General features: G+C 71.4%; 11 protein-coding genes and 1 pseudogene. 9 read left to right on the top strand and 3 right to left on the bottom strand.

Translation table 11 applies throughout. The features are described from left to right. The first annotated feature begins 80 nt into the window (after positions 1-80). The 4 genes from CP970_RS01200 to CP970_RS01185 all read left to right on the top strand — a co-directional run bounded on the left by CP970_RS01200 (position 81) and on the right by CP970_RS01185 (position 5374). Positions 81-728, top strand: a complete 648-nt coding sequence (locus CP970_RS01200; protein WP_055550750.1) for a TetR/AcrR family transcriptional regulator — start codon at positions 81-83, stop codon at positions 726-728. Between the two features lie 122 nt (positions 729-850). Next, positions 851-2401 (top strand): phytoene desaturase family protein, encoded by a 1551-nt coding sequence (locus CP970_RS01195; RefSeq protein ID WP_055550748.1) that lies wholly within the window; start codon positions 851-853, stop codon positions 2399-2401. A 313-nt stretch (positions 2402-2714) separates the two neighbouring features. Beyond that, positions 2715-3827, top strand: a complete 1113-nt coding sequence (locus CP970_RS01190) for an NAD(P)H-dependent flavin oxidoreductase (RefSeq protein ID WP_150492842.1) — start codon at positions 2715-2717, stop codon at positions 3825-3827. Then, positions 3824-5374: an acyl-CoA synthetase gene (locus CP970_RS01185; protein ID WP_055550910.1), complete on the top strand. Its 1551-nt coding sequence runs from the start codon at positions 3824-3826 to the stop codon at positions 5372-5374. Before CP970_RS01190 ends, CP970_RS01185 begins: the two co-directional genes overlap by 4 nt. A 48-nt stretch (positions 5375-5422) precedes the next feature. Here CP970_RS01185 and CP970_RS01180 read toward each other — a convergent pair whose 3' ends face one another. After that, positions 5423-7831, bottom strand: a complete 2409-nt coding sequence (locus tag CP970_RS01180) for a penicillin acylase family protein (RefSeq protein WP_055550912.1) — start codon at positions 7829-7831, stop codon at positions 5423-5425. A gap of 297 nt (positions 7832-8128) precedes the next feature. On the opposite strand from CP970_RS01180, the gene CP970_RS01175 reads away from it, so the two are divergent. Together CP970_RS01175 and CP970_RS01170 are read left to right on the top strand one after the other, a co-directional pair. After that, positions 8129-8881, top strand: coding sequence for a dienelactone hydrolase family protein (locus CP970_RS01175; RefSeq protein ID WP_055550962.1), 753 nt, complete (start codon positions 8129-8131; stop codon positions 8879-8881). Positions 8882-8934: 53 nt separating this feature from the next. Next, positions 8935-10460: pseudogene (locus CP970_RS01170) on the top strand (fatty acyl-CoA synthetase). Positions 10461-10497: 37 nt separating this feature from the next. On the opposite strand, the gene CP970_RS01165 reads toward CP970_RS01170, so the two are convergent. Beyond that, entirely contained in the window at positions 10498-10848 is a 351-nt protein-coding gene (locus tag CP970_RS01165) for a helix-turn-helix transcriptional regulator (protein ID WP_055550916.1), read from the bottom strand. A gap of 128 nt (positions 10849-10976) precedes the next feature. Here CP970_RS01165 and CP970_RS01160 point away from each other — a divergent pair, with 128 nt between their 5' ends. Beyond that, positions 10977-11654: an anti-sigma factor antagonist gene (locus CP970_RS01160; protein WP_055550918.1), complete on the top strand. Its 678-nt coding sequence runs from the start codon at positions 10977-10979 to the stop codon at positions 11652-11654. On the opposite strand, the gene paaK is transcribed toward CP970_RS01160, so the two are convergent. After that, positions 11626-12918 (bottom strand): phenylacetate--CoA ligase PaaK, encoded by a 1293-nt coding sequence (gene paaK, locus CP970_RS01155; RefSeq protein ID WP_055550920.1) that lies wholly within the window; start codon positions 12916-12918, stop codon positions 11626-11628. The genes CP970_RS01160 and paaK overlap by 29 nt on opposite strands. A 176-nt stretch (positions 12919-13094) precedes the next feature. Here paaK and CP970_RS01150 point away from each other — a divergent pair, with 176 nt between their 5' ends. Together CP970_RS01150 and CP970_RS01145 are read left to right on the top strand one after the other, a co-directional pair. Further along, on the top strand, positions 13095-13940 hold the full coding sequence (locus CP970_RS01150; RefSeq protein ID WP_055550964.1) for an alpha/beta fold hydrolase: 846 nt from the start codon (positions 13095-13097) through the stop codon (positions 13938-13940). Between the two features lie 79 nt (positions 13941-14019). After that, a complete protein-coding gene (locus tag CP970_RS01145) occupies positions 14020-14649 on the top strand; it encodes a chorismate mutase (RefSeq protein ID WP_055550922.1) in 630 nt (209 codons plus the stop codon). Positions 14650-14658: the final 9 nt, after the last annotated feature.

The raw sequence follows: 14658 nt of genomic DNA, 5'->3' as shown, positions 1-14658 counted from the left end.
CGTCCTCGTCGGTCTGCGTGTGATCCGTCCTGTCCGGGACCGTAACGGACGCCCCCGTCCGTTTGGCTAAAGTGAGAGCGATGACCGAGCAATTGACTCAGCCGCTGCGTTCCGACGCGCTGGACAACCGCGCACGCATCGTCGAAGCGGCCCGCGCGCTGTTCTCCACCGAGGGCCTGAAGGTGCCGATGCGGGAGGTCGCCCGCCGCGCGAACGTCGGACCGGCCACCCTGTACCGCCACTTTCCGGCCAAGCAGGCGCTGATGGCGGCGGTCTTCGCCGACCAGATGTGCGCGTGCCGGGCCGTCGCCGAGGAGGCGTGCGCCGATCCCGATCCATGGCGCGGCCTGTGCCGGATGATCGAGAAGATCTGTGCGACGCACGCCTGCGACCGGGGCTTCACGGAAGCCTTTCTGACGGCCGACCCCCTCGGGTCGGCGGACATCGCGCAGGAGCGTGCCCTGATCGTGAAAGCGCTCGGTGAACTGGCCGAGCGGGCCAAGAGGGCCGGGCGGTTGCGTCCCGACTTCGTCCTGGACGACCTCTTCCTGATGCTCATGGCCCACTGCGGGATCCGGGCCGCGTCGCCCACCGGCCAGGCCACGGCCTCCCGGCGGTTCGTGGCCTACATGATCCAGGCGTTCGAGGCCAGGCCCGGGACCACCCCGCTGCCGCCGTCGGCCCGACCGGCGTTCCCGGGGTTCGACGTCGCGGCGGCCAACGCCTAGGACCCTGGCCACCGTTGGCCTCCACGCGCTCCCGCACCGGCCATCCGCCGTGCGGCGCTGACGCGGCGCGCCTGACCTTGACGGGCGGGCCTCCCACGGCCCGGCCCGTGCTAGGAAGGGGCATGCCTGATCGCGATGCGTACGACGCCGTCATCGTCGGCGGTGGTCACAACGGTCTTGTCGCCGCCGCCTATCTCGCCCGTGCAGGACGGTCCGTGCTGCTCCTGGAGCGGCTCGCGGACACCGGGGGCGCAGCCGTGTCCAGTCGGCCCTTCCCCGGGGTCGACGCCCGCCTGTCCCGCTACTCGTACCTGGTCAGCCTGCTGCCGAAGAAGATCGTCAGGGATCTCGACCTCGACTTCCGGGTGCGTACGCGCACCATCTCCTCCTACACGCCCGCCGAGCGCGCGGGCCGCCCCACCGGACTGCTCGTCGGCGGCGGCGAGGCCCGCACCCGGCAGGGCTTCGCGCGGCTCACCGGCGACCACCGCGAGTACGAGGCGTGGCGGAGCTTCTACGCCATGACCGGGCAGGTCGCACGCACCGTCTTCCCCACGCTCACCGACCCCCTGCCCACGCGCGGCGAACTGCGCGCCCGAGTCGCCGACGACACCGCCTGGCGCACCCTCTTCGAAGAGCCCATCGGCACGGCGATCGAGCAGCGCTTCGCCGACGACCTGGTGCGCGGCGTCGTCCTCACCGACGCCCTGATCGGCACCTTCGCCGACGCCCACGACCCGTCCCTGCGGCAGAACCGCTGCTTCCTCTACCACGTCATCGGCGGCGGCACCGGCGACTGGAACGTCCCCGTCGGCGGCATGGGCGCCCTCACCGGCGCGCTCTTCGACGCCGCGCGCGCCGCGGGCACCCGGATCCGCACCGGGTGCGAGGCGACCCGGATCGAGTCCGACGGACAGCGCGCCGAAGTGACGTACGCGACGGCCGACGGCGAACACACCGCCGCCGCCCGGCACGTCCTGGTCAACGCGTCGCCCCAGGCCCTCGCCGCGCTGCTCGGCGACGCGCCGCCCCCGCCCGCCGAAGGCGCACAGCTCAAGGTCAACATGCTGCTCAAGCGGCTGCCCCGGCTGCGCGACACCTCCGTCGACCCGCGCGAGGCGTTCGGCGGGACCTTCCACATCGCCGAAGGGTACGAGGCGCTGGCGACCGCGTACGCCGAGGCCGCCGCGGGAGCGCCGCCCACCGCGCCGCCCGCCGAGATCTACTGCCACTCGCTCACCGACCCGACGATCCTCGCCCCCGCTCTGGTGGAGCGCGGCTATCAGACCCTCACCCTCTTCGGTCTGCACACTCCCGCCAGGCTCTTCGCGCAGGACCACGACACGGTGCGCGCCGAGCTCCTCAAGTCGACCCTCGCGCAGCTCGACCAGCACCTGGCCGAGCCGCTCACCGACTGCCTCGCCCTGGACGCGGAGGGGCGCCCCTGCATCGAGGCGAAGACCCCGCTCGACCTGGAGCGAGACCTGAGGCTGCCGGGCGGCAACATCTTCCACCGCGACCTCGCCTTCCCGTACGCCCAGGAGGACACGGGGCGTTGGGGCGTGGAGACCCGGCTCGCCAACGTCCTGTTGTGCGGCGCGGGCGCGGTGCGCGGCGGCGGGGTCAGCGGCATCCCCGGGCACAACGCCGCGATGGCCGCGATGGGGGTCTGACGGCTGGTGAACGCACGCCGGTGGACCTGAGCGCGAAAGCCCCCGGCTCCGTGGGGAGCCGGGGGCTTTCGGGTGGAGCGCTGGGCAGGCCTTGCACCTACATTTCCCCGCAGGAAGCGGGGCGTCTTTCCTTGGACGACCAACGCGTGGCCCGTGTCCCGGAGTTCCGGGTGCGGGCGCAAGATCAACTGTAGCGCATGTTCCGGGGTGCGCGAACCACGTACAGCCCGAGGGGCTCGCGGCACGCCAAAGAATCTGACACTGCATCAGAAAATCTCTTCCCTCGACGCGAGCGCTGCGGCATCCTGCGCCCATGCAGACGGAGTTGAGCAAGAAACTGGGAGTCGAGCACGCCGTCTTCGGCTTCACGCCCTTCCCGGCGGTGGCCGCCGCCATCAGCAGGGCGGGCGGGTTCGGGGTGCTCGGCGCGGTCCGCTACACGGCACCCGACGAACTGGCCAGGGACCTCGACTGGATGCAGGAGCACGTCGACGGGAAGCCCTACGGACTCGACGTCGTCATGCCGGCCAAGAAGGTCGAGGGCGTGAGCGAGGCCGACGTCGAGGCGATGATCCCCGAGGGGCACCGGCAGTTCGTCAGAGACACCCTCGCCAAACACGGCGTGCCCGAACTCGCCGAGGGCGAGGCGTCCGGCTGGCGCATCACGGGATGGATGGAGCAGGTCGCCCGCAACCAGCTCGACGTCGCGTTCGACTACCCGATCAAACTCCTCGCCAACGCGCTCGGTTCGCCTCCGGCCGACGTGATCCAGCGGGCCCACGACCACGACGTCCTCGTCGCGGCCCTTGCGGGCAGCGCCCGGCACGCGCGCAAGCACGCGGAGGCGGGCATCGACGTCGTCGTCGCGCAGGGGTACGAGGCGGGTGGCCACACCGGCGAGATCGCCTCCATGGTGCTCACGCCCGAGGCCGTCGAGGCCGTCGCGCCGCTGCCGGTGCTCGCCGCGGGAGGCATCGGCAGCGGGCAGCAGATCGCCGCCGCGCTCGCCCTCGGCGCACAGGGCGTCTGGCTCGGCTCGCTGTGGCTCACGACCACCGAGGCCGATCTCCACTCGCCCGCGCTCACCCGGAAGCTGCTCGCGGCGGGCTCCGGCGACACGGTCCGCTCCCGCGCCCTGACCGGCAAGCCCGCACGTCAGTTGCGCACCGAGTGGACCGACGCCTGGGACGACCCGCAGGGCCCGGGGACGCTGCCGATGCCGCTCCAAGGGCTCCTCGTCGCCGAGGCCGTGTCCCGCATCCAGAAGTACGAGGTGGGGGAGCTGCTCGGCACCCCGGTCGGCCAGATCGTCGGCCGGATGAACAGCGAACGCAGCGTACAGGCGGTCTTCGACGACCTGACGCGCGAATTCGAGCGCGCCGTGGACCGCGTCAACCGCATCGCGGGAAGGGGAAGCCAGTCATGAGCACACCCCCCAACGGCTTCTGGGCCCAGGCCGCCGCCGCCCCGGAACGCACCGTCCTGGTGGCGCCGGACGGCACGCCATGGACGGCGGGCCGTCTGCACGGCGCCGTCAACCAACTGGTGCACGGGCTGCGCGCCGCGGGCCTCGAGCGCGGCGACGCGTTCGCCGTGGTGCTGCCCAACGGCGTCGAGTTCCTCACCGCGTATCTCGCCGCTTCCCAGGCCGGGTTCTACCTCGTACCGGTCAACCACCATCTGGTCGGGCCCGAGATCGCCTGGATCGTCGCCGACTCCGGTGCCAAGGTCCTGATCGCGCACGAGCGGTTCGCCGACGCGGCGACCGCCGCAGCCGACGAGGCGGGCCTTCCGGCCACCCACCGCCACGGGGTGGGGGACGTCCCGGGATTCCGTCCCTACGCCGAACTCCTGGACGGACGGCCCGCATCCGCCCCCGCCGACCGCACCCTCGGCTGGGTCATGAACTACACCTCGGGCACGACGGGACGCCCGCGCGGCATCCGCCGCCCGCTGTCGGGCAAGCTCCCCGAGGAGACCTACCTCGGCGGCTTCCTCGGGATCTTCGGCATCAAGCCGTTCGACGGCAACGTGCACCTGGTGTGCTCGCCGCTCTACCACACGGCCGTCCTCCAATTCGCGGGCGCCGCCCTGCACATCGGGCATCCGCTGATCCTGATGGACAAGTGGACGCCCGAGGACATGCTGCGCCTCATCGACACCCACGCGTGCACGCACACCCACATGGTGCCGACCCAGTTCCACCGCCTGCTCGCGCTGCCGGACGCGACGAGGGCCGCGTACGACGTGTCCTCGATGCGGCACGCCATCCACGGCGCCGCGCCCTGCCCCGACCACGTGAAGCGGGCGATGATCGAGTGGTGGGGCAGTTGCGTCGAGGAGTACTACGCGGCCAGCGAGGGCGGCGGCGCCTTCGCCACCGCGGAGGACTGGCTGAAGAAGCCGGGGACGGTCGGGAAGGCCTGGCCCATCAGCGAGTTGGCGGTCTTCGACGACGACGGGAACCAGCTGCCGCCCGGCGAGCTCGGCACCGTCTACATGAAGATGAACACGGGCGGATTCTCGTACCACAAGGACGAGTCGAAGACGAAGAAGAATCGCATCGGTGACTTCTTCACCGTCGGCGACCTAGGCATCCTGGACGAGGAGGGCTACCTCTTCCTGCGCGACCGCAAGATCGACATGATCATCTCGGGCGGCGTCAACATCTACCCCGCCGAGATCGAGTCGGCGCTGCTCACCCATCCCGCGGTCGCGGACGCCGCGGCCTTCGGGATCCCGCACGACGACTGGGGCGAGGAGGTCAAGGCCGTCGTCGAGGTCGCCGAGGGGCGCGAGCCCGGTGACGCGCTCGCCACCGAGATCCTCGCCCACTGCGAACGTCAACTCGCGGGGTACAAACGGCCCAAGACCGTCGACTTCATCGAGACGATGCCCCGCGACCCGAACGGCAAGCTGTACAAGCGCCGCCTGCGCGAGCCGTACTGGGAGGGGCGCGAGCGGGCGCTGTGAGGGCACGTCCCCGGGGCCGTACGTCCCCGGGGACGGATCAGCGGCGGTTCAGCGGTGCTCGCGCACCCGCACCACCTTCAGGTGCGGATCGGCCAGGACGTCCTTCTCGCAGAAGCGCGAGGTCACCCAGCGCTCCTTCGAGTAGAGCCTCGTCTGGTCGCTGTAGTGCGCCGAGTTCGGGTTGGCGGACTGGGAGTACGACAGGAGCGTGCGGGCCTTCGGGCAGCGGCCCTCGTCCCAGCCGACCGCCTGGATGTGGCTGGAGCCGTGGACGACCTCGGTGTAGCCGCCCTTGGCGTCCCAGGACGCCTCGATCTTGTTCCAGACGCCGAGGGCCTCCGTGCCGCCGTGGATCGGGATGCGCTTGCCGCCTCGTACGACGTACTGGTGCGCGCCGAGCGGGGCGTCCAGGGCGATGTCCGCCGCGGTCAGCTCGGACACCGTGTCGGCGAGCGCCTTGCCGAACTCAGGTGACGTGGTGTCCAGGGTGTTCGGGGTGCGCACGGGGTCGGCCGCGGAGAAGGGCACCTTCCAGAGACGCGCGTCCGGCACGGCCGCCGTCAGCTTGCGCCAGAAGCGGTCGAAGAGCAGCGCGCCCCGGCTCCCGGTGTCCATCGTGTGGTCCCAACGGGCAAGCACCCGGCAGGCCTTGCGGATGTCCACGGCCTTCCCTCCGCTGCCGTTCGCGGTGCCACCGGGCAGTGCCGCGCAGGCCTTCGCCGCGTCGTCCGCCGCGAGATCCGCCATGGGCACGCGGTTCGCGAACTGCTGGCGTCGCAGGTCGTCGACGGTGAGTCGGCCCTTCCGGGCCATCGCCGAGACGTCCTCGACGGCGCCACGGGTACGCGGCGAGCGCTGGGTGCCGATCGTGCCGAAGACCCGCTCGTAGCCGGTGATCGGCCGGTCGGCGTTGGCCAGCCAGGCGCTGTCGTTGGAGTTCTCGACGTACGGAGCATTCTTGAGGCCCGGCATGCGGGAGGGGCCGAAGATGCCGGGCTGCACCGCGTCCTTGTCCGAGCCGAGCGCGCAGTCCCCGCGCGAGCCGTCGAGCACCGCGACGCCCGACGCCGGATAGGTGACCTTGCCGAGGGCCGTGCTGCAGCGTGCCGCGAGGTCGTCGGTGATCCGGGGGAGCACCTGCGACTGGGTGAACAGCGAGTGCCCGCGCCGGTCCGCCGCCACCGTGTTGACCCAGGGCAGCCCCTGGGTGTCGCTCAGGGCCTTCAGGATGCCGTCGGTGGAGCGGGCCCTGCCGAAGTCGAGGTCGGTGTCGCTGCCGCGCAGGTTCGCGGAGTTGGGGTCGTTGAGAGCGTACGCCGTGGTGGCGGACCAGGGGAGCGGCAGCTGCGGACCGAGGCTGGTCACGACCGGTCCGTACCGGGTCCACCACTGCGTGCGCGTCACCGGGGTGCCGTCCTTGACCGGCACCGTGACCGCGCGCCGGGTCATCTTGTGCGGCTCGCCGTCCACCAGATACGTCGTCGGATCGGCCGGGTCGAGCGTCAGCTGATGCAGGTTCAGCGGCACACCCGTCGCCACGGTGTGGCTCCACGCCACATCGCCGTTGAAGCCGATGTTGACCACGCTGGTCCCGAGCAACGAGCCGCCGGAGACGTTCAGTTCACCGGGGATGGTCTGCTGCGACTGCCAGAAGCGGCGCCCGCCGTGCCAGGGGTAGTGCGGATTGCCGAGCAGCAGTCCCTTGCCGTTCGCGGTGGCCTTTCCGCTGAACGCGACGGCGTTGGAGCCCATGTCGGCGTCCTTCGCCGAGAACATGTCGCGGGCCGCCGCCGCGGAGCGCCGCGGATCGGCCGTGCGCTCCTTCGCCCCGGCGGTCGGCGGCGCGGCCGCGGTGATGCCGTCGATGCCGCGGCCCTGCCCGCCGAGCACCTGCACGGCGTAGCCCTGGCGCGCCACGTCCAGGGCGCTGATCGGGCGGACCCAGGCGGCTTTGGCGCAGGCCGGGTCGGTGATGCGGTTCTGCTTCAGCCAGGCGTTGTAGCCCGCGGCGAACCCGCGCATCAGCTCCTCGGCGTCCCGGCTCGGACCCGCGGGGGCGGGCTCGGCGAGCAGCTTCTCCACGGTGCCCGCCTCGCGCACGCCGCCGAAGTACAGATCGCTGTTGAGGTTCGTGGACGCCGACGACAGCGCGGATCCGGGCGCCGCGTCGGGACCGAAGTACCGGGAGCGCTCGCCGCGGACGGTCACGTAGCCGTCGGCGAGCGTGCACACCTGGTCGGCGGCCTGCGCCCAGCCGGTGCCGAAGCCGAGGCCGGCGTAGTCCTCGGCGAGGATGTGCGGGATGCCGTACTGCGTGTAGCGGACGGTGGCGTGCAGGCCGCCGCCCGACGGACGGGCGTCGTCGCGGGGCGCGGCCCCGGCGCCGGCCGGCAGCAGGGCGACGGCGGTCAGCAGGGTGACCCCGACGGCGGCCAGGCGTCTCGTGCGCGTGCGCATGGTGCCTCCCAACGGCGTTGAGGGAAGGAGCGGTTGAGCGTACCAAGCGGTTGATCATTTGAGGCTGGTGTGTTTTCGCCCTGGTGCGACGGGTCCGTGCCGGGGCGCGCCCGACCTCAGGGACGCGAATCGGCCATCCGAACGGCGACATTCGGCCTGCTCGGTGATCTGTCGGTCATGATCTGCCCATGGGGTGTGGCCCCCGTCCGGGCCCGCGAGACATGCTGACCGCAGATGCCGGGTCCGACCCGTCAGGGGGCCGCGTCCCGGCATCGGACCGAGGAAGGAAGATCCACCATTCCCACCACGACGTTCTCGATAACCACCCCGGACGGCCAGGCCGACGCCTTCGCGGCGTTCCCCGACGGGGGCGAGCGGTACCCCGGAGTGCTGATGTACCCGGACGTCTTCGGCGTCCGGCCCGTGATCGAGCGGATGGCCGGCGAACTGGCCGGGCACGGGTACTACGTACTCGTCCCCAACCTCTTCTACCGGAACGGCCCCGCCCCGGTGGTCGAACTCCCCGAGCACATCAGCGCGGAGAACCGGCCCGCGATCTTCGAGCGGCTGCTGCCGTTGGTCCAGGAACACACCACCGACCGTGTCCTGCGCGACGCCGACGCCTACCTCACGTTCCTCACCGGGCGGCCCGAGGTCGCCGAGGGGCCGGTCGCCGTCACCGGCTACTGCATGGGCGCCGCCCTGGCGATGCGCACCGCGACGGCGCACCCGGACAAGGTGGCCGCCGTCGCCGGGTTCCACCCGGGCTTCATCGTCACCGACGCGCCCGACAGCCCGCACCGCCTCGTCTCACAGCTCAACGCCGAGGTCCATCTCGGCCTCGCCGAGGGCGACTTGACGCCCGAGGCGATCGCCGAGCTCGACCAGGCCCTGGCGGCCGCGGGCGTCGAGCACACCACCGAGGTCTACCCCGGCACCACGCACGGCTTCACCATGGCCGACACCGACGCGCTCCACGCCGAAGGTCTTTCGCGCCACTGGGAGCGGCTCCTGGCGCTCCTCGACCGCACCGTGGCGGCCAAGGGATGAATCGCGTGTGTCCCGTCTTGACCTGAGCGTCGTGCGCGACACAGGATCACGCCATGACGGGCACCGGGGGCAACAGGGTCGACGCCGTACTCTCGCGCAGCGCGCGCCGCTCGCCGGAGCGCATCGCGCTGCGCTACGGCGAGCGGACCTGGACGTACCGCGAACTCGACGAGGCGGTGACCGAGGCCGCGGCCTTCCTCATCGGCCAACGGCTCGGGCACGGTGCCCGGGTCGGCGCGTACGGGCACAACTCCGACGCGTATCTGATCGGCTTCCTTGCCTGCTCCCGCGCGGGTCTCGTGCACGTGCCGATCAACCACAACCTCACGGGCGACGACCTGCGGTACATCGTCGAGCAGTCGGGCAGCACCGTCGTCCTCGCCGACCCGACGGTGCAACACCGGCTGCCCGACGCCACGCGGGTGCTGCCGCTGCGCGATGCCACGGGCTCGCTCCTCGAACACGCGAGCCGCCGCGAGAAGGGCGGGAGGCACGTCATCGTGGGCACCGACGACGGCGGTGAACTGGCCCAACTGCTCTATACGTCGGGCACGACCGCGCTCCCCAAGGGCGCCATGATGTCCCACCGCGCCCTCGTCCACGAGTACGCGAGCGCCATCGCCGCCCTGGACCTCAAGGAGACGGACAAGCCCGTCCACTCGCTGCCGCTCTACCACTCGGCGCAGCTGCACGTCTTCCTCATGCCGTATCTGGCGGTCGGCGCCGAGAACACGATCATCGACGTGCCCGACGCCGAGCGGATCTTCGAGCTCGTCGAGGCGGGGCTCGCCGACAGCCTGTTCGCGCCGCCGACCGTGTGGATCGGCCTCTCCAACCACCCCGGGTTCGCCACGCGCGACCTGGGCGCGCTGCGCAAGGCGTACTACGGGGCGTCGATCATGCCGGTGCCGGTCCTGGAGCGGCTGCGGGCCCGGCTGCCGGGGCTCGGCTTCTACAACTGCTTCGGGCAGAGCGAGATCGGCCCGCTCGCCACCGTCCTCGGCCCCGACGAGCACGAGGGGCGCATGGACTCCTGCGGGCGTCCCGTGCTGTTCGTCGAGGCGCGCGTCGTCGACGAGCGCGGTCTGGAGGTGCCCGACGGCACGCGGGGCGAAGTCGTCTACCGTTCACCGCAGTTGTGCGACGGCTACTGGGACAAGCCGACGGAGACCGAGGAGGCGTTCCGCTACGGCTGGTTCCACTCCGGGACCTTGCCGTGCGGGACGCCGACGGCTATTTCACCGTCGTCGACCGCGTCAAGGACGTCATCAACTCCGGTGGCGTGCTCGTCGCCTCACGGCAGGTCGAGGACGCGCTGTACGAGCACGCGGGCGTCGCGGAGGCCGCGGTGATCGGGCTGCCGGACGAGCGCTGGATCGAGGCGGTCACCGCGGTCGTCGTGCGTGCACACACGCGTGCGGGCCGCGAGGTCACCGAGGCCGAACTGATCGCCCACGCCCGCGAGAAGCTCGCCCACTTCAAGGCGCCCAAGCGGATCCTGTTCGTGGACGAGCTGCCGCGCAACGCCAGCGGCAAGATCCTCAAGCGGGAGCTGCGGGACCGCTTCGGCGGGCGGTAGCCCGGGGCGGTCGGGCCGTGGTGCGAGTCCGCCGCGGTCAGGCCCTGGCGTGGTGTCGGCCTTCGCCCCCGGAGGACTGGGCGCGGTCGGCTTCGTCGCGGGCGAGCAGGGAGAGCAGTGAGGCCACGGCAAGGCCGGATTCGGCCGGGTGGCGCAGCACCTTGCTCGGGTCGATCTCGTACGCGTTGCTGCGTCCCTCCCGGGTGTGGGAGAGATACCCGTCCTGCTCCAGGTCGGCGATGATCTTCTGAACAGCGCGTTCGGTGAGCCTGCAGTGCGCGGCGATGTCGCGGATGCGGGCGGTGCGGTCGTCGGCGATGGCCGCCAGCACGCGTGCGTGATTGGTGAGAAACGTCCATCCGGTGTGTGGCTCGGGCACTCCATCCATGCGCCAACTGTAGGACGGGGTATGCGTGTTTTCAAAAACACGTACTTGATTTCCGGTATCAGTTGACGTGTGTGCGGAACAACGGGCAGCCTGAGAACGGCGGATGGCAACGACGAGAGGGAGATGCCATGCCGGAGCTCGCACACTCGCAGCAGCCCCTCCCGCGGGAGGGTGTCGAACACGACAGGGGCAGGCGCCTCATCATCTTGTGCGGGGACCTCGACCTGGACGCCGCCCAACGGCTAAGGCCCGACTTGTGCGTCGCCCTCAACCACGCCCCCGAAGGCATCGACCTGGATCTGCGGGACGTGGACTTCTGTGACTGCTCCGGTCTCAACGTCCTGCTCGCCCTGCGGCGACAAGCCGTGAAGGCGGGCAAGACCATCGTCATCCGCGCCGCTAGCCCGACGGTGGACCGGGTGCTCGAACTGACCGGGGTGCGCGGTCTGTTCATGCCGTTACCTGAGGCCGAGGCCGAGGTCGAGGTCGAGAACGAGGACGATCAGGATCTGCACACCGTGGTGGCCCAGTTGCGCCGGGCCATGATGACCCGGCCGACCATCGACCTGGCCCGCGGCATCCTGATGTCCTCCTTCGGCCTGAGCCCCGAGGCGGCCTGGGAGGTCCTGGTCAGCGCCTCGCAGCACACGAACACCAAGCTGTACGTGCTGGCCGAGGACGTGGTGGGCACGGTGCGGGGCGGGCCCCTGCACGACTCCGTACGCAAGCAGTTGGAGGCCGCGGTCGCGAGGACGACCGCGGCGCATGCGGCCTGCCTCAGTCCCGCAGATCCACGATCCGCTTGAACTTGCCCACCGAGCGCTCCAGCGTCTCCGGGTCGACGATCTCGACGCCCACCGAGACACCGACGCCGTCCTTCACCGCCGCCGCGATCTCCCGGGCGGCCGCCTCGCGTCGCTCGGGCGTGGTGTCCGCGCGCGCCTCGGCCCGCACCGTCAGGGCGTCCATCCGGCCCTCGCGGGTCAGGCGCAGCTGGAAGTGCGGGGCGATGCCCGCCGTGCGCAGGACGATCTCCTCGATCTGCGTGGGGAAGAGATTGACGCCCCGCAGGATGACCATGTCGTCGCTGCGGCCCGTCACCTTCTCCATCCGGCGGAAGATCCGCGCGGTGCCGGGAAGGAGACGCGTCAAGTCCCGTGTCCGGTACCGGACCACGGGCATGGCCTCCTTGGTGAGCGAGGTGAACACCAACTCGCCGAGTTCGCCGTCCGGCAGCGCCTCGCCCGTGATCGGGTCGACGACCTCGGGGTAGAAGTGGTCCTCCCAGATGTGCAGCCCGTCCTTGGTCTCCACGCACTCCTGCGCGACGCCCGGGCCGATCACCTCGGAGAGCCCGTATATGTCCACCGCGTCGATCGCGAACCGTTCCTCGATCTCGCGCCGCATCTCCTCCGTCCACGGCTCCGCACCGAAGATGCCGACCCGCAGCGAGGTCGTACGGGGATCGACGCCCTGCCGCTCGAACTCCTCCAGGAGCGTGAGCATGTACGAAGGGGTCACCATGATGATCTCGGGACGGAAGTCCTGGATCAGCCGGACCTGGCGCGCGGTCATGCCGCCGGAGGCGGGGATCACCGTGCAGCCGAGCCGCTCGGCTCCGTAGTGCGCGCCGAGACCGCCGGTGAACAGGCCGTATCCGTACGCGACATGGACCTTGTCACCGGGGCGGCCGCCCGCCGCGCGGATGGAGCGCGCGACCACGTCGGCCCACATGGACAGGTCCTGCTCGGTGTACCCGACGACCGTGGGCAGCCCCGTCGTGCCGCTGGAGGCGTGCAGCCTGCGCACCTCGGACTGTTCGACCGCGAACATCCCGAAGGGGTAGTTGGCCCGCAGGTCGTCCTTGCTGGTCAAGGGGTACCGTGCGAGGTCGGAGAGGGAACGGCAGTCGTCGGGGCGCAGGCCCGCCTTGTCGAACGCGGCCCGGTAGAACGGGACGTTCTCGTACGCGTGCAGCAGGGTGTCCTGGAGGCGTTCGAGCTGCAGGGCCGCGAGTGCGTCGGGGCTCAGCCGCTCCGTCGCGTCGAGGAGTAGCGGCAAACGCGTCATAGGGAATGCTCCCGTCTTGAACGGGCGACCGATCATTCGGTCGTCGATCTTCTGTGAGGGTCAGTAATCCAGGCCGACAGGTGGGCGTCAAGAGATCGCGCAAGACCGCGTCGAGCTGGGGCGTTACGTTCCAGGAGCATTGCCCGGGTGCGATACGGGATGTGATGATCTTCTTCATGCCGACCTTCAGCGCGTTCGACGGAACCGAGCTTGCTTACCACGAGAAGGGGGAGGGCGCGCCACTGATCTGTCTGCCGGGCGGGCCGATGCGGGCCTCCGCCTATCTCGGGGACCTCGGCGGACTCACCGCGTACCGGAAGCTGATCCTGCTCGATCTGCGCGGCACCGGCGATTCGGCGGTCCCCGGCGACCCGGAGACGTACCGCTGCGACCGGATCGTCGACGACGTCGAGGCGCTCCGCGAGCACCTCGGGCTCGACCGGATCGACCTCCTCGCGCACTCGGCGGGCGGCAACGTCGCCACCCTGTATGCCGCCCGCCACCCCAAGCGGATCCGCGCACTCGCCCTGATCACCGCCGCCAGTCAGGCGGTCGGCCTCACCGTCACCATCAAGGACCACCTGGAGGCCGTGGCGGCGCACCGGGGCGAGCCCTGGTATCCGGCGGCCGTGGCCGTGCTGAAGGAGATCGAGGCCGGGGGCAGTCCCGCGAACGCGGGCGAGGCGCTGGCGCCGCTGGCCTACGGCCGTTGGGACGCGACGGCCCGCGCACACCAGGCGGCCAGCGCGTCGGAGAAGAACGCGGACGCCGCCGCGGCCTTCTACGCGGACGGCGCCTTCGACCCGCCCGCGACCCGCGCCGCCCTGGCCGAGCTGACCGCTCCGGTGCTCGTCCTCGCGGGCGAGTACGACGGCGGCCCGAACCCCGCGCACGCCGAGGAGCTCGCCGCGCTCTTCCCCGGCGGCGTACGTCAAGTACAGCCGCGTGCCGGGCACTTCCCGTGGCTCGACGACCCCGAGTGGTTCGTGCGGCGGGTGGCGGGATTCCTCGCGCAGGACTAGCGGTTTCAGGCCGGTGCGGACGCGTGGGGGCTCGTACGATGGGGCGCCGACCGGTAACGATCACCTGAGGGGAACCCCCGTGCAGCTCACCTCAACCGTGTCCCGCTGTCTGACCGTTGGCGCCCTGGCGGCCGCGCTGCTCGCCGGAGGCGGCGCGGCCGTCGCGGCGCCCCCGCAGCCGCCCGGGCCCGCACCCGCGCTCACGGCCACGGCGTCCGACGGCCCGTACGCCCGGCTGTATCCGCTCGCCGACCTGTCCGCGCGGCGCCTGGCCACCGCCGACCTCGTCGCGGCCGCGAAATACGGCACGGAGAGCCCCATCGACGACCCGGTCCGCGAGAAGCAGGTCCTGGACGCGGTGGCCGCGCAGGCGCGGGAGATCGGCGCCGACCCTGAGGCGACCGTGCGGATCTTCCGCGACCAGATCGAGGCGAACAAGATCGTCCAGCGGGGCCTCTTCCGGCGCTGGGACGCCGACCCGTCCCAGGCGCCGACCGAGCGGCCCGACCTCGCGGAGGTCCGCAAGGAGATCAACCGGATCAACGGCGAGCTGGTGCGGGGCATCGCCGCGTCGCCGGACGCGCGCACGGCGCCGTACTGCGGGGGAGTGCTCACCGCCGCGGCCGTGCACGTCAGGTACGAGAACCGACTCGACGCCCTGCACGCGGCCACGCTCGGCCGGGCGCTGCGCTCGGTCTGCGAGGGGTGACCCGGCGCT

Origin of the sequence: Streptomyces kanamyceticus (genome assembly GCF_008704495.1) — a bacterium.
Classification (GTDB): Bacteria; Actinomycetota; Actinomycetes; order Streptomycetales; family Streptomycetaceae; genus Streptomyces; species Streptomyces kanamyceticus.
This window is presented reverse-complemented; position numbering and strand designations above follow the sequence as displayed.

What these genes read in the sequence shown, in the direction of transcription:
- CP970_RS01195 (WP_055550748.1), top strand. Translation starts at nt 851, where the DNA reads ATGCCTGATCGCGATGCGTACGACGCCGTCATCGTCGGCGGTGGTCAC.
- CP970_RS01185 (WP_055550910.1), top strand. Translation starts at nt 3,824, where the DNA reads ATGAGCACACCCCCCAACGGCTTCTGGGCCCAGGCCGCCGCCGCCCCG.
- CP970_RS01190 (WP_150492842.1), top strand. Translation starts at nt 2,715, where the DNA reads ATGCAGACGGAGTTGAGCAAGAAACTGGGAGTCGAGCACGCCGTCTTC.
- CP970_RS01180 (WP_055550912.1), bottom strand. Translation starts at nt 7,831, where the DNA reads ATGCGCACGCGCACGAGACGCCTGGCCGCCGTCGGGGTCACCCTGCTG.
- paaK (WP_055550920.1), bottom strand. Translation starts at nt 12,918, where the DNA reads ATGACGCGTTTGCCGCTACTCCTCGACGCGACGGAGCGGCTGAGCCCC.
- CP970_RS01160 (WP_055550918.1), top strand. Translation starts at nt 10,977, where the DNA reads ATGCCGGAGCTCGCACACTCGCAGCAGCCCCTCCCGCGGGAGGGTGTC.
- CP970_RS01200 (WP_055550750.1), top strand. Translation starts at nt 81, where the DNA reads ATGACCGAGCAATTGACTCAGCCGCTGCGTTCCGACGCGCTGGACAAC.
- CP970_RS01150 (WP_055550964.1), top strand. Translation starts at nt 13,095, where the DNA reads ATGCCGACCTTCAGCGCGTTCGACGGAACCGAGCTTGCTTACCACGAG.
- CP970_RS01165 (WP_055550916.1), bottom strand. Translation starts at nt 10,848, where the DNA reads ATGGATGGAGTGCCCGAGCCACACACCGGATGGACGTTTCTCACCAAT.